Here is a 14,653-nt window from a genome sequence, read left to right as displayed (position 1 = left end):
AAAATTCATAATTTAACTGTAGTGTGTGTAAAATGAAAAAAACAAGAGATGATATTTGTGCGCCTCCAAGTCCAACAGATGTACTTTATGGAAAAATTATCCACCACAATAGAATATTTGGTGATAATCAACTAGAGATGTTTTTAGATGAACTAGAATACTATCACGTGACTGGTGCACAACTCTCATTAATGGATTTAATAGCTGAACAAAATATGCTTAATCCATCGCAAGAAATTATTATCCGAGAGACATTTAAAAAGCACATGCTATTTACAAACAACTCTTTTATGGAAGAAGCCTTAAAGTTTCTACCAAAAGCAAAAGAAAAAATAGACCGCTACGTAAAAGAAAACAAAGTAGAGGATGTTATTCCTTGCAATGAATTATTGCAACTGTCTATCTTGCCACGTCGTTATTATAAAATACTATGCTGTTATATGCAGCATTTTTGGTTAAGCGAAGAAAATAAAATATTATGTGATAACTTAGTAGATAATGACCTTATAACACGTAAACAACTCGACGAGCTAAACAAAAAATATAACTACTTTATTCACTCAGGCGCTTATAAGCCTTTAATTTTTTTATTAGATAGTTTGGCCAAACCCAATATTTTAAATCTCTATTTGCGTGCCGTTCGCAGAAGCATGATTACGAGTAGTGCCATAGAAACCTACATATAAGTGTTGGGTACTCAGAGATACCTCAGCTAAAAGAGTTATGTTATACTCATAAGGATTATGAGTACTAAATCATAAAAGGGATTTCAACCTTTCATGATCTTTCTTTTTTATTATTTTGATAGGAGACAGAAATTGTCATCTAAAAGTATACTTTTCTCATTTGTAATCATCATGCTTCTGTTCGTACCGCAACTCGAGGCAAAGATGTTAATCACTTACGGGGATGATATAGCCAAAGTCGCAGATTTACCTGAAGCTTATAAACAAATGGCTCCTGCTCCAGATGCTTATATTGGATATAAATATGGACAATTTGGCGTATTCTGGTTGGAAATATGGACATGGAGTGGTGAATATTGTCTTTATAGTGAATCACAAAATACCTACTGGTCACTAAACGAAGAATTAGTTGCTACGTTAAATAAAGAGATTAAAGGTGGTTTAAAAGTACCATCGTCTTATTCTTATCCTCCAGGATTATTGATAGTTATTGTTATTGTTGTAATTTTGATTTTTATTGGTAAAAATTCTAGCGACGACAATGAAGCTCCATCAGAAGATCAAGAGGGCGGAGAAGAAAAGCCACAGGCATAATTTTTTTTACCACCTAAACAATTTTTAAATTGTTTAGGTGGCATCAATGAGGAAAAAATGGCAACTATAAAATGTAAAAGATGTGGAAAAAAACACTCAAGTGCTGCAAGTTGTTGTCTGCATTGCGGATATCCTAAAAAGCAAAATAAAGCAAAAAAAGTTATAAAACCAAAAATTAAAAGCAAAGGTGAAGATAACACCATTCGCAACTTATTTTCAGCCCTAGTTTTACTTTTACTTATAGCTTTTGTTGCACAAGCCGTACGAGAAAGCACATCGACAAATTCAAATAGCTCAAACAGTTCACAACAAAACACAATTATTTCAACAAATAACACACCAATAAAAAAAATCCCTACACAAAACTACAATTCCAACGCATTTCAACCTTTAGTTGAGTATGTGCAAAACCAAATGGAAAGACCAGAATCTTTTCAGCATGTTTCAACAACAAAAGAAAAAATAGGAAATAGTTATAGTATATCAATGGTATACAGAGAGCGTAGTGTGGCTGGTACTTTATTTACCAAAAAGGTAAAAGCTTATGTTACTTCTGATAACAGAATACTCTCAGTTGAATTTGAATAAGTGAACTCCTATTCTAATGAATTTGGTGACTTACTGAAACTAGCCAGAGAGAACAAAGCGCTTTAAAACCATTATCAAAAGAATAGGGCGTATCAACGCGCCCTAAACTTTTTCAAGATAAATCTTTGTTTGTATTGTTTTGTAACCTATTTCTGCAATCTCTGTGGTTTATTCTCCTCGCAAAATTATTCTAAATATAATATTTTAGATACTCCTGATACAAGAAGACATACAGCAATTATTTTTCACAACTACAACTCTTTATCTTGTCAACCGCATAAAGTACCATCTTTGCTACATCATTATCACTATCATTTAACTTATATTTATTGACTATTTTTTTTATTTGCGGCAAAGCCTTTTTCACTTTTTGCCCTTTCTGCGCTAAAACAATTATCGCACCAATAGCATCCTTGTCATTTTTAGAACTAAGTAATTTTATTATAGACCTTAGGGACTGAGGAGAACGACTATAATAATACACACTATTAAAAATTGGGCTATCTATGTCAGGATAAAGCATAGGATCCCACCACTTCATTAATTCTGGACTAGATTTTTGAAGCGAGAGTAAAAGTTTTTTGCGCGCTATTATGTTATTAATATGAGCGCAACATGCGATTTGGCCACTTGTAAGACCATATGCTTCATCCGTATATCCATGATAACCTTGAGCTCCAAAAATAGTGCCATCTAGTATCGCTCCTTCAAAATTTGCATTTTCAAGATTAGATAACAGATATGTATCTTTTAAATTCGCTTCTTTAAAAATAGAAAACTGAAAATTAGAGCTCCGTATCTTGGCGCGCATCAAGTTAGCGTTTGTAAAAATTGCTTCCTCAGCATTTGCTTCTGAGTAGTAAGAAAATGCGAGATTCGCTTCTGTAAAATTTGCATATCTCAAATTTGTGTTATAAAATTTTACGCTTTGCAAATTTGCCTCTTGTAAATTAGCTCCTTGCAAATTTGCTTCCCTTAAATCAGCTTCTTGTAAATTACATCCTCGCAGATTTGCATGTTTTAAATTCACACAAGCTAGATTAAATTTTGCTAAATTTAATCCTTCTAAACTAGTTCCTTCGAGATTAATATCTTCATGGGAATCAGAAAATGCTTTTCTTCGCTTATTCCATAATTTAAAATCATTACTCTGACAACAATCCAGAAGAAACGGTATAATATTTCGATTTTCCATCTAAACTTTATTCTTCCCAACAACAACACTACCAGCTGGGCTTCTTTTTATACTGGCGACAATAAAATCATACACAAAAGCAAAATAAGAAGGTATATAAGGCGCGCCTTTTTCTGTTAGGTCATCTTTTAACTCGCGATGCATTGCAGGTAGGTTATACCACGGAACATTAGGATAAAGATGATGCTCTAAATGATAGTTTTCGTTGCACATAAAAAACGTAGTAACAGGATTTGTCAAAATAGTCCGTGTTCCTTTTATTGTGTCAGACTCATGTTCTAAAAGAGTGTGTTGGCTCATACCACGAATATTCACCATTGTGTTAATAATAATCATTGGAATTAACCACATATGAAGAAGTAAGGTCCATGACAATGGAGAAATACATATTGCCCAAATAATAGCACTCATTACCATAAGTTCAGCAAAAATACAAAAACGATCTTTTATATTACCTTGTTGAAAACCAAGAATAGGTATTGCAGTTATATAAGCAGGATATCCTAATATTAATCTTCCCCAATGCATCGCGAAAACAAGCCAAGTCCAATTGGTATAATTATCATAATGATCAGGATCTCCCTCTAAGCCTAAATGTCGATGGTGCTTTAAATGCAAAACGCGATACGCTGCAAAATTCTGCAAAACAGGCATAGCACATAAAGCGCTGAGAGTATGATTCCATAAACGATTACGAGACAATACTCCATGAACTCCTTCATGAGTAAATAAACTAATACCATGAAGCGAAGCTCCCGCGATAATGTAAAGCGGAAAAATAAGTAAAAATGCCCACCATGTACTCATCCACATTACATACATATAAGCACTATAGCCACTTACAAAATAAAGGACAAGAAAAACAATCATACGTAGGTAAGTTTTATGATGATTAAGTTGGTGTAGTTTTTGAACTTGCTCTTGTTCAATGTTTAATTTTTCTGCGCAACTATCCATAGAGGGCTCCTTATGAAATAGGGACTTAAACAAAAAAAATACACTTTTTCCATATATTTAAAATATGGAAAAAGTGTATTTTTAGTAGAGTATTGTATTCGTAATCTATATCTCAGCCTCTGGAGGCTCTAATAATCGTAGAACGCCTCGTACTCTACGTTTTGCAAAAGGAGCATCTCGCGTTCTAGAAATAAGTAGAAGATAGAGATAAAGAATGAAAATAATCGTCAATACTAAGAAAAACGTACTAATACTTGCATATTTAAAGATTATTCCACAGAATAAACACCCAAACATTGCTCCAGCACTGTTATACAAAGTATATGCACCTGTCGCCGCTCCATAGTACTGTTCATCATCAATACTTTCTAGTAACCACGAAAAGCCCAAAGGATGGAGTCCACCTTCGACAAGACCTAGTATAAAAAAGATCAGTAAAGCTTGCTCTAAACGAATATAATACGGAACAAGTATGCAGCAAACGATAGCTAGAAATGTTAAACTGCGTAAAATTTTAAGAGGACCAATACGGTCACTAACACTACCGAAAATGTAACTACTAATAACCGATCCAAGAGCTAAAATACTTGCTAAGTAATATTCATTTAAATATGGAGAAGGATTTTCACCCATTTTTTGTTCAAACGTAGGCAAAAAGACAATAAAAATTCCCATTTGAACAATACCATAAATCATTGATGCAAGTAAAGGAACGCGCGATACAGCGAGTTTTTCTGCAGGTAGTTCATCATCAACATCTTCTGTACTAGCAGCTCCCAATCGAATATATTTATATGCAAAAGGTGCTGTTATAGCAGAAATAACCATCCACAATATAGAAGCTGCAAATACGGGAGCTAAAGAATCTTTAACATAAGGTATTTGTATGCCTTCAAAAAAAGCAGGTAATACAAAACCTACGGCAGCTGCAACAGTAGCTGTAATCGAAGCAACCCCCAGCATTTTCCCTCGTTCGCCAATACCATACCAACGACTAACACAAAATTCCGTACCAATTCCTGCAGCAACTAAACCAATAGCTTGAAAAAATTTAACAACTAGATGAATATAAATGTTGCTACAAAAAGGTAAAAAAGGCATACAGGATACGTGAATAACAAAGCCCCATAAAATCAATTTATGTGCCTGTCCTCTATCAGCAAGTTTACCAATATGTCCTCCCCAAAAAATCGCAGGGAAACACATAATAAAAGTACTCATACCACTAAAAAGAGGAAGATTGTCATCTTGCCCTTGGAAAATTTTATCTAAATCGGAAAGAATAACAGCAGCACCTGCGTAAAGACAAAAAATGGACCAAAATAATAATTTTGTTGAGCGCACTTCTGCTACATTTTGCTCAATTTTTGCACTAAGCACTTTTAATTCGTGCGTTGCTTGAGCCAACGAAAAATACTCTGTTTGCGCTCCAGAAGCTTGTTGACTATCATTTTGCGGAAGAGAAATATAGTCTGTGTTCTCAATATCGGGAGCCACTGCACGTCGTTTAGATGGACTTTCATTTGGTAATGGCACAACTTCTGTCTGATATGTTTCATCTTGTAATGATAGAATCTGTGTTTGCGCCCATTCCTGAACAATCTCATTTGCTTCATTAACAGGACTTTTGCGAATGGCAATTCGTTCATCTAAATAAACCTGTTCAAATTCACGTCCAAGATTTGATAAAGAATAAGGAAACATTGACCGAAAAAGATTTTTTCGCCTTTCTTTTTCAGATTTAGCACCAATAGAAAGTAATTTTTGATGAGTGAGAAGTCCTTTATCACTGCCAGAAACAAAAGCTAAATCTATACTTGCTGTACTTTGATCATTCGGCAAATCATCATGATCAATAATGTTTTTGTAAATAAGAATATTAGAACCATCTATTTTTACTAGACCAATACTTCGCAGTTTCTCAGCAAGTTCATATTCCGCAGCATATCTCTCTTTATATTCAGGATTTTGAATTGAAAATAAACGCGCGCGTGAATCTACAAATTTAACATTAGGATGTTGTTCTATTGTTGTAATATATTCGAGAACCATAGCGACAGAATGAACTTCTGTACGCTTTGCATAACCTAAGAAAAACAGTATTTCGCTGTATTTAAATTCAATATCATGTTTTAAAGACTGATTCCATACGTCTAAGGCATGAGAAGCTTCACTATCTTTTAGTTTAAACTTCTTTTTTGCTAAAGCAGAGTAAAGTATTTGTTCACATCTTCTTCGAAAGTGAACCTCCTTAACTTGCCGAGGTGATGCCAGAACAATACGTTTGCTTTCAATATCGGGAATAAGATTTTTATAAGGTTTTGTTAAATAGCCTTTGGTATTGAGAATAGAAAGTAAAGAGCGCTTAAATCCTTTTTTTGCCAACGTATTCTGGATGTCTTGACAATAAATTAAGAATTCTTGTGGAAAGGTGCTTTCTTGTTTGTTTTTATTACGAATATCGTCAATTAAGTCATTAATTGGAACGGAGGCTTTTTCAAAAAAAACTTGGTCATCTTCATGTGTAAAATCATAAACGATACGCGTAGGATAGCGACGAATTCTCTTAGAGTGGTATAAACCCCAAAAGATAGCTTGGATTTGTTCAGCGCTCAACATTCTTCGTTCATACATAATATGCGGTAAACGCTTGTTTATTCCAAGTTCTTGTAACAATGCTACTTCGCGTATGGCCGAACAAATTTCCTCTTTTTTAGCAAAACCAAAAATCAGAGAAAATTTTGCGAAATCTATATCACTACCGCGAGACATACTATTTAAACCTTTAAAATACTAGAAGCTAGTACAATGTTACATTGACTTGATTTGCGAAACATTGTATTTTTGCTTCTAAAGTAGAAAATAATTTGTTAACTCAAACCTCTAAATAATTTGCAAAACGCTATTGCTCCAATTATCCTATAAAAAAAGGGACTTAGGATAATTTAATTCTATAGCAAAAGCGCTTCCAGGAACTTCAGCCCTAAAATAAAAGGCAGTTGTCTCTAGAGCATTTTTACATTATCTTATACGTTCAAACCAAAATCAACATTTTTATCTTTTAAAAGAGCCACAAAAGCTTTTAAGTACATTTTCAAAGCTCCTTAAGAAAATCACATGTGTAAATAATTATTTTGTTGTAAATAGCTCACTATTTGCACGACATTTTCCTCTAAAGAACTCACACCTGTGTCAATAATTATTTCTGCTGAAACAGGCGCTTCGTAAGGAGCAGAAATACCTGTAAAATTAGATATTTCACCACTACGCGCTTTTTTATACAAACCCTTAGGATCTCTCTGTTCACAAACATCTAGAGCACAAGAAACATGTATCTCAATAAAATCACCTTCACAAAACAACTGGCGCACCGCCTGACGATCTTTAATGTAAGGAGATATAAATGAAGCCAAAACGACCACACCAGCATCCACAAAAAGCTTTGCTGTTTCACCAATGCGTCGAATATTTTCGCAACGATCTTCGGGGGAAAACCCTAAATCTTTATTCAGGCCATGGCGAATATTATCTCCATCTAACAAATACGAGTGCACTCCGTTACGGTGTAAATACTCTTCAAAATGACATGCTGTTGTAGATTTACCACTGCCTGATAGTCCAGTAAACCACAAACAACAACTCCGATGTCCTTTTGATTTTTCGCGATGCTTTCGGTTCACAATACCATGATGCCAGTAGATATTGTTATTTTTCATTTCATTTCCCCTATGTTATAATAGCTCTAGTTACGAACCTGCAACATTAGTTTTGTATTGGCTTGATTTTTATCACGATCCAAATAACACATTCACTTATTGCGTTAGTTAGGATACAATCATGAGTAGCTTTTTTCAACAGCCTCCCCAATTAAAAAACCAATATCATGCTGACTCTCTCCTAAAACAATATTTACAATGGAAACTACCAAACGAAATATATAACGATATAGCAAAAGATTTACATAGATTTGGCGATACTGTTATTAGAAATATTCTACCTTTAGGTGAGGAAGCAGAAGACAATCCTCCACAACATACTCCCTATGATAGCTGGGGAAGACGCATAGACAAAATCAACGTCTGTAATGCATGGCAACAACTAAAAACTATTTCAGCAACAGAAGGACTCATCGCCATTGGTTACGAACGTAAACAACAACATTATTCTCGTTTATACCAATTTGCAAAACTCTATTTATTTCATCCCTCTTCAGCATTTTTCACCTGCCCTCTTGCAATGACAGATGGCGCTGCGCGCGTCATTGAAATACATGGAAACAAAAAACAGCAACAAACATTTGAGAAATTAACTTCTCGCGATCCAGCTAATTTTTGGACTTCAGGACAGTGGATGACAGAACGCCGTGGAGGCTCTGACGTAAGCCAAACAGCAACTAATGCTATATGGGAAAAAGAAGACCGTTACAAACTGCGTGGTACTAAATGGTTTACTTCAGCCACAACATCTGAAATGGCATTAACGTTGGCGCGCATTGATAACGAAAAAGGCAGTAAAGGACTTAGTTTATTTATGTTAGTCCTGCGCGACAATAACCAACAATTACAAAACATTGAAGTACATCGCTTGAAAGATAAACTAGGAACAAAAGCGCTACCCACAGCAGAACTCACACTACACGATACACCTGCAACAATTATCGCTGGCGTAGGTAATGGCGTCCGAAAAATAGCGTCAATGTTAAATATAACACGGCTTTACAATTCAATTACTGCTCTTGGACACATGCGTAGATGCTTATCTTTGGCTATAGACTACGCGCAAAAGCGCAAAGCATTTGGAAAACTTCTTATAGAACATCCTTTGCATTATCGTACACTATGCGAATTAAAAATTGAATTCGAAGGATGTTTTCATTTGATTTTTTTCCTTATAGAACTACTAGGAAAGAGTGAAACAAACATCGCGACTCCAGAAGAAGAAAAATTGCTACGTACATTAACTCCTATTGCCAAATTGTACTCTGCCAAAAAAGCCATCGCCATATCAAGCGAAACACTAGAATTATTTGGAGGAGCGGGCTATATAGAAGATACAAAACTCCCTAAATTCTTGCGCGATGCTCAAGTTTACTCTATATGGGAGGGAACAACAAATATATTGAGCCTGGATGTCTTACGCGCTATACAAAAAGAACAATCCTTTCCGGTATGGTGCAAATGGGTTAATGAACAACTAAACAATCTGCAATCATGTCAAGATTGTATAGAAACTGTAAAAACAAGTACCCAAAAATTATCTAGTTTTATTCATAACAAAGAACGCGATCTCTTAGAAGTAGAAGCAAGACAATTAGCCTACTCTATAGCACGTATCACTGCTACAACCTTAATTATTGAATTCGCTCAAAAACATCCTGAATCGAAAATTATTGCAAAAAAATATTGTCAAAATCTTCTTTCTATAGAACAATTTTCGGCACAAGATCTCGAAAAAATACAACTGCTATAAAAGTTGGCACCTGTTCTCGACCCAACGTCATCTTTTTTACTTGGACTCTCCAATAAGATCAATTTATCTGAGAGGTTTTGGCAAATTCTATACTGACTTTCCAGACGCTATTGATCTAATAAAGACCGTAGACTAAATTTGGAGTAATGAATGACTGATCAGCCCAAAACATACTACGAACAAGAGATGGATCGAATAATTGAAAAACATTTATTACCAGAATATCAGTATGAGCAAGTGAGACAATCCAAAGCTTTTATGGAAAAATACTACTCAGAAAAACTTGAATTGGAAAAAATAGCAGCAACAGCATTTATGTCTCGCTTTCATTATATCAGGATCTTTCAACAAATTTATGGAATTACTCCGCGTCAATATTTAAGAGACCTGAGAATTTTAAAAGCGAAGGAGTTACTCGAAAAAGGGCTGTCTGTCACAGAAGTCTGTTATAGTATTGGATACGAAAGTTTACCGACATTTTCAAACACTTTTAAGTGCGCTACAGGATATTCCCCCAAAAATTACCAAAAAATGAATAATAGCAATCCAGAATAAGAATTTTTAAAAATACTTTGTTATGCTTGTGTAGCATCATTTAGAAATAGAATAGTAAAGGAAGTTAACCAAATGATTAGAATACACGTAGCAAGTGTTCCTGTAAATAGCCAAGAAAAAGCATTAAAATTCTATACAGAGGTATTAGGTTTTATAAAAAAAACAGATATCCCGGTAGGTGAGCATAAATGGCTAACAGTCGTTTCACCGAAAGAACAAAGTGGTGTAGAATTATTACTTGAACCAATGTCTTTCCAACCTGCAGAAGTGTACCAAAGAGCTTTGAAAGATGCAGGCATCCCTTGGACATCCTTCATGGTAGACGATCTTGCAAAAGAACATCAAAGATTAGAAAGTCTTGGAGTTCAATTTTCTGTGCGAAAAGAAAGACGATTTCACCAAATTCATGCAAATCAAATTTGTTAAGCGCCAATAGGGAATCAATTTGGCATCAGATTGAGAACAGGCGCGTTAGTTTTAGGTAGAAAGTTCCTTGAGAAAGAGTCTTTCTACCATGACTATATTTCCAGCTCCGCCATCAAACCCAGCGTACGGCTTCTCTATTAGCCGTACCTCTATTAAAAAATCAATATTACCTCTTCTAACAAAGTTTTATTTTCCGTTTTGTTACAGTTTCCCAGTTTATACATATTTTTTTTGTAAAAAGAACCCGCCCTAATTATTGTGAGCGAGGTATGTTTTTTAGTGCTTAATTAGGAAGTCTATTATGAAAGCAAGCGCCGTAATGAAAAACGCTCCAGTGGGAATGGTGATTCTCCTGTAGTAACAAGAGAAGTTACAATCTCTCCTATTACACTTGAAAATTTAAAACCATGACCAGAACATGGACTAACAATCCAAACATTATTATGTTGTGGGTGATGGTCGAGAAGAAAGTGCCCATCAACAGTATTGGTATACATACAAACACTACTACGTATTACTTGTGGATTAATATATGGTAAATAAGTACGAATTAAATCTTGAACAGGAGTAACATCTTCATTTTGACAAACTTCTCTGTTTATACTATTTGCCGTTGTATGCTGACCATTATGGTGCAAAGAAACCTTCACACCACCACCAACATCCGGCAATGAATAAAAAAAATAGCCCGGTTTATATTCCCAAATGTTAACAGGGCAATTCTCACATTTTTTTTCGCTTTCGAACCAGAGCTGTACTTGCCTTTCAATTGTCAAATGCTGTTTTATAAAAGGAAACAAATCACCAAGCCATGCTCCTGCTGTAAGTACTAAATTTTTTGCGCTGTAAGAATTTCTTGTTGTGGTAACAGTGATATCATTCCCAGATGCACCCCACGACAATGCTTTTTCCGAAAAATTCAATTTTGCTCCTTGCTCTTTAGCAAGCTCCAAATATGTACTTATACATTTTTCTACAAGCAAGATACCTGCACGCGGCTCCCAAATACCAATCATATTTTCGTCAGGATTAAAAAATGGGAATCTATTTTTTATAGTAGATGAATCAATACGTTCATAAGGTAAATTATGCTCTACGGCACTTTTCTCTGATCCTTGAACAACAATCCCCTGCGGAGAACCTATCATCAAACCACCTACTTGCTTTAGCAAGGAAGTTTGTGCTTTTTTTTCCAGTGCAAACCAATTATGATAAGCACGCTGAACCATAGGAACATAAACAGGGTCTTCAAAATACGCTTCGCGAATTGCGCGCGTTTCTCCGTGAGAAGAGCCAAAAGTATGAGCTAAAGTAAATTGTTCTAGACCAAGAACTTTTTGCTGTTGAGAAAGAGAGTAAGCAGTTGCACTACCCATAGCTCCCAAGCCGATAATAATAGTATCAAATTTTTCCATATTTCTATACTCCACCTCTTAAGAACCTATATTTTGGAGATTATTATGAAGTACATAATCACTTTTTTTTGTTTGATGGCAATTGCTTTTTGCCAAGAAAAAACTTCTTTACAACAAACGATAAATCACCTAGAAACCATATTGGAAAACGCTAAAAAATACAAACAACTAGAAAAACAAGTACAAGAACTCACAGCCAAGAATGAAGAACTAAAAAAGCAAATTCCTCAAAAAGGCTCTCGTGGCTGGACTTTCAAAAGTATAAATAATGACTACAGCGATTTCGTTCATATTATATCACTATCTAATAAAAAATCTACAAGGGGCGGTTGGTATGGTTATAAGGACGATTTAAGTATCTATATTCCGCAAAAAGGCTACATTGACTTTAGCGCCCAAGGTTTTTTTCCTAGTCCAAATAACTACTCCACAGCCTACTGGTGGATTAAAGTTATTATAAATGAAAAAGTTCTATGGACAATGAAATGGAATGGAGACGGAGTAATAAAATTAGATATTGATAAAAGTGGTCATATTACTCTAGAAAGTGGTTCATCCACAACGCAAGTCTTTTCCGGTGACAAAGTTCCAGTCAATCGACCTTTTCGCTATGATAAGTGGCGATATCCTAATAAATTTTACAATGGTCAGATGGACAAAATACTCAGCCGAATTCCTGAAAAAACCCAAACGTGGAAAGACAAAGATACGTATTTTAATGATAAAAACTGGAACTACTATCAAACAAATAACAAGCAATATCCAGTAGCCGATGGAAATACTGTAACACTAACTCCTGATGATCGTACAGAAGCGGCAGCAGCGGTCTGGTATAAAAAAGAAGTGAGTATTCCATTTGCAGTAGCATTCGAATATTCGATTTACGACAACGATGGTGGAATCAATAACATATATAATTCAGCTGACGGCTTTGTATTTATGTTTGCCAAGAATGCCAAAAAATATAATAATCCTCCAACAGGAGGAGATTGCGGGTTCAAAAAAGACGGAACAGGCTACGGCGTTTTTTTTACTACGTATGAGTCAAGACGAATAATGGTTCGAGATGGAAATGATTCATTAATTACAGATAAATGGGATAAATCTATCTACACACATGGAAAATGGCGCAAAGTAAAAATTGTAGTTTACGCAAATAAAATAAATGTTTATTTAGATAAAAATAGTAAACCAACAATTAGCCATGAATACAAATGGAACAACGAATATAAAAATATTGGCTTTTCTGCAGCAACAGGTGGTGCAGATAGCGAGCATAAAATTCGCAATGTGTTCATTGCTCCTCTTTTACGCAAAAGATAAACTGTAACCTAAAATAAGACACATCCATAATTAATTATCGGATGTGTCTTATTTTAAGTGTTGTGGTTATTAAAGGAAAACCTAAATGAAAACAATAAAAACATTCTTACGCAATGCGCTATTTCTTTCAATATTGGTGCTTGTTATTGTGGCTGCAATAGCAAGTGACAGGCAAACAAAAATATTTTGTTTAATCTCCATTTTAGCTTTGAGTGTTCCATTTGTTTATACAGTGGCAATTTTCCTTGAAAATCCTTTAAATTATGATAGCTACACAGCACGTATGTTTCGTATTCTAGCTTTATTTCTCGTTGTTCTTACAGCTAGTTCCTTTTTAATCTCAATAGTAATGTATTTATTGGACCAAAGAATAGAAAAACAAATCATAGCAATAAAGGGATTTTCTAGTATTATAACGATGCTTATGGCCTCTTTTATATACTCAAAATCAAAAAGTTTTTCTTTCTCTTACGATGAAGATGACCATCAACAAGGTAAAGCTTTTAGTGATTTTTTTTCTATCGTAATTGGAGGGAAAATACCAAAAAAAGAACTATCGCTGGCAAAACAAAAACTTACTGATGCTATCGAAAATAAAATAACAAACGTAGTGTTTTTAATTCATGCGCGGCAAGTACCAACCGAACATCTTCGTATTTTTCTCGATTTAATGACAGATCAAAAAGTTTTTTTTGTAGCACCGCGCTTTGATACACAAACTACTTTAATTAATGAAAAACTAGCAAAAGAATCACAAATTTTTGATCAAGATCAAAAATTATTTGAACATCTAGTTGAACTTAAACGCGAAGAAAATAACAATGATCCTAATGTACTATATCGCTTCATTGCCGGTAATAACGTACCTGCCCTTGTGAGAAAGTCCTATTTTCCACACCTTGCTATTTTAACGATAATTGCATTCGCATTCTTAGTTCTTGCTACGTTTATTTTAATATATCCTTTTATTTATAGATACTTCAGCGATATACATCGCTTTGTTATTGAACTTGGTTTTAGAAATTTTTGGAAATCAGAGTTCTATCAATATTGCATAATGGGAAGTTTTTTGTTAGCAATTGTAACATCTGCACTTGTAGGAATGATATGGAACTATGGTAAGAGAGAGGCCAAAGAATTTTTCTTAGAAAAAGACAAAATTCGTTGTGTAAAAGACAATAACTGCCGAGAGGATTACTGTTTATATAAACATATAAAAAACTACGATTTTAATGTCGCAATCGACAAAGGAAATCTACACCATGTATTACTACTTCATATTCAAGAACCAGAGTCTTTATCTAAAAAAATCTACATCGAAATAAAAGAGAAAGATATAAAAAGAATTCAACAAGTATTTACAGAACAAGAAATACAACAATCGCAAATTAGATACAACAAATTACTAAAACATATCGACATTTAATACCTTAAGTAAAGCATTG

Annotated in this window: 13 protein-coding genes; 8 read left to right on the top strand and 5 right to left on the bottom strand. The window is 34.5% G+C overall.

Translation table 11 applies throughout. From position 1 onward, the window contains the following. Positions 1-32: 32 nt before the first annotated feature. The 3 genes from UABHE_RS32440 (at position 33) to UABHE_RS32430 (ending at position 1,868) form a co-directional block, all read left to right on the top strand. A complete protein-coding gene (locus tag UABHE_RS32440; RefSeq protein ID WP_372367616.1) occupies positions 33-686 on the top strand; it encodes a hypothetical protein in 654 nt (217 codons plus the stop codon). Positions 687-818: 132 nt separating this feature from the next. Then, complete coding sequence (locus UABHE_RS32435; RefSeq protein WP_372367615.1) at positions 819-1,280, top strand: hypothetical protein; 462 nt, start codon at positions 819-821, stop codon at positions 1,278-1,280. 57 nt (positions 1,281-1,337) lie between these two features. Then, complete coding sequence (locus tag UABHE_RS32430) at positions 1,338-1,868, top strand: hypothetical protein (protein ID WP_372367613.1); 531 nt, start codon at positions 1,338-1,340, stop codon at positions 1,866-1,868. Positions 1,869-2,106: 238 nt separating this feature from the next. Here the strand turns inward: UABHE_RS32430 and UABHE_RS32425 are convergent, their stop codons facing one another. The 4 genes from UABHE_RS32425 to cysC all read right to left on the bottom strand — a co-directional run bounded on the left by UABHE_RS32425 (position 2,107) and on the right by cysC (position 7,736). Next, the gene (locus UABHE_RS32425; RefSeq protein ID WP_372367611.1) at positions 2,107-3,063 is read right to left on the bottom strand and encodes a pentapeptide repeat-containing protein; all 957 of its coding nucleotides are present in this window, start codon (positions 3,061-3,063) and stop codon (positions 2,107-2,109) included. Then, on the bottom strand, positions 3,064-4,020 hold the full coding sequence (locus UABHE_RS32420) for a fatty acid desaturase (protein ID WP_372367609.1): 957 nt from the start codon (positions 4,018-4,020) through the stop codon (positions 3,064-3,066). A 105-nt stretch (positions 4,021-4,125) separates the two neighbouring features. Continuing rightward, entirely contained in the window at positions 4,126-6,792 is a 2,667-nt protein-coding gene (locus UABHE_RS32415; protein ID WP_372367608.1) for an MFS transporter, read from the bottom strand. A gap of 341 nt (positions 6,793-7,133) precedes the next feature. Next, complete coding sequence (gene cysC, locus UABHE_RS32410; protein WP_372367607.1) at positions 7,134-7,736, bottom strand: adenylyl-sulfate kinase; 603 nt, start codon at positions 7,734-7,736, stop codon at positions 7,134-7,136. A gap of 121 nt (positions 7,737-7,857) precedes the next feature. Between cysC and UABHE_RS32405 the strand changes: the two genes are divergently transcribed. The 3 genes from UABHE_RS32405 (at position 7,858) to UABHE_RS32395 (ending at position 10,470) form a co-directional block, all read left to right on the top strand. Then, a complete protein-coding gene (locus tag UABHE_RS32405; RefSeq protein ID WP_372367606.1) occupies positions 7,858-9,489 on the top strand; it encodes an acyl-CoA dehydrogenase family protein in 1,632 nt (543 codons plus the stop codon). Positions 9,490-9,639: 150 nt separating this feature from the next. Beyond that, entirely contained in the window at positions 9,640-10,044 is a 405-nt protein-coding gene (locus tag UABHE_RS32400) for a helix-turn-helix domain-containing protein (protein WP_372367605.1), read from the top strand. A gap of 72 nt (positions 10,045-10,116) precedes the next feature. Further along, complete coding sequence (locus tag UABHE_RS32395) at positions 10,117-10,470, top strand: VOC family protein (protein ID WP_372367604.1); 354 nt, start codon at positions 10,117-10,119, stop codon at positions 10,468-10,470. 299 nt (positions 10,471-10,769) lie between these two features. Here the strand turns inward: UABHE_RS32395 and solA are convergent, their stop codons facing one another. Then, a complete protein-coding gene (gene solA, locus UABHE_RS32390; protein ID WP_372367603.1) occupies positions 10,770-11,885 on the bottom strand; it encodes an N-methyl-L-tryptophan oxidase in 1,116 nt (371 codons plus the stop codon). A 45-nt stretch (positions 11,886-11,930) separates the two neighbouring features. Here solA and UABHE_RS32385 point away from each other — a divergent pair, with 45 nt between their 5' ends. After that, entirely contained in the window at positions 11,931-13,208 is a 1,278-nt protein-coding gene (locus UABHE_RS32385) for a hypothetical protein (RefSeq protein ID WP_372367602.1), read from the top strand. Positions 13,209-13,293: 85 nt separating this feature from the next. After that, on the top strand, positions 13,294-14,634 hold the full coding sequence (locus UABHE_RS32380; RefSeq protein WP_372367600.1) for a hypothetical protein: 1,341 nt from the start codon (positions 13,294-13,296) through the stop codon (positions 14,632-14,634). The last annotated feature ends 19 nt before the right edge of the window (positions 14,635-14,653 follow it).

Origin of the sequence: Candidatus Uabimicrobium helgolandensis (genome assembly GCF_041508025.1) — a bacterium.
Lineage (GTDB): Bacteria > Planctomycetota > Uabimicrobiia > Uabimicrobiales > Uabimicrobiaceae > Uabimicrobium > Uabimicrobium helgolandensis.
Note: the sequence above shows the minus strand (reverse complement) of the source record. Positions and strands in the feature narration are given on the sequence as shown.

Coding starts and splice junctions, on each gene's coding strand:
- UABHE_RS32440 (WP_372367616.1), top strand. CDS start 33: ATGAAAAAAACAAGAGATGATATTTGTGCGCCTCCAAGTCCAACAGAT.
- UABHE_RS32430 (WP_372367613.1), top strand. CDS start 1,338: ATGGCAACTATAAAATGTAAAAGATGTGGAAAAAAACACTCAAGTGCT.
- UABHE_RS32425 (WP_372367611.1), bottom strand. CDS start 3,063: ATGGAAAATCGAAATATTATACCGTTTCTTCTGGATTGTTGTCAGAGT.
- UABHE_RS32420 (WP_372367609.1), bottom strand. CDS start 4,020: ATGGATAGTTGCGCAGAAAAATTAAACATTGAACAAGAGCAAGTTCAA.
- UABHE_RS32415 (WP_372367608.1), bottom strand. CDS start 6,792: ATGTCTCGCGGTAGTGATATAGATTTCGCAAAATTTTCTCTGATTTTT.
- cysC (WP_372367607.1), bottom strand. CDS start 7,736: ATGAAAAATAACAATATCTACTGGCATCATGGTATTGTGAACCGAAAG.
- UABHE_RS32405 (WP_372367606.1), top strand. CDS start 7,858: ATGAGTAGCTTTTTTCAACAGCCTCCCCAATTAAAAAACCAATATCAT.
- UABHE_RS32400 (WP_372367605.1), top strand. CDS start 9,640: ATGACTGATCAGCCCAAAACATACTACGAACAAGAGATGGATCGAATA.
- UABHE_RS32395 (WP_372367604.1), top strand. CDS start 10,117: ATGATTAGAATACACGTAGCAAGTGTTCCTGTAAATAGCCAAGAAAAA.
- solA (WP_372367603.1), bottom strand. CDS start 11,885: ATGGAAAAATTTGATACTATTATTATCGGCTTGGGAGCTATGGGTAGT.
- UABHE_RS32385 (WP_372367602.1), top strand. CDS start 11,931: ATGAAGTACATAATCACTTTTTTTTGTTTGATGGCAATTGCTTTTTGC.
- UABHE_RS32380 (WP_372367600.1), top strand. CDS start 13,294: ATGAAAACAATAAAAACATTCTTACGCAATGCGCTATTTCTTTCAATA.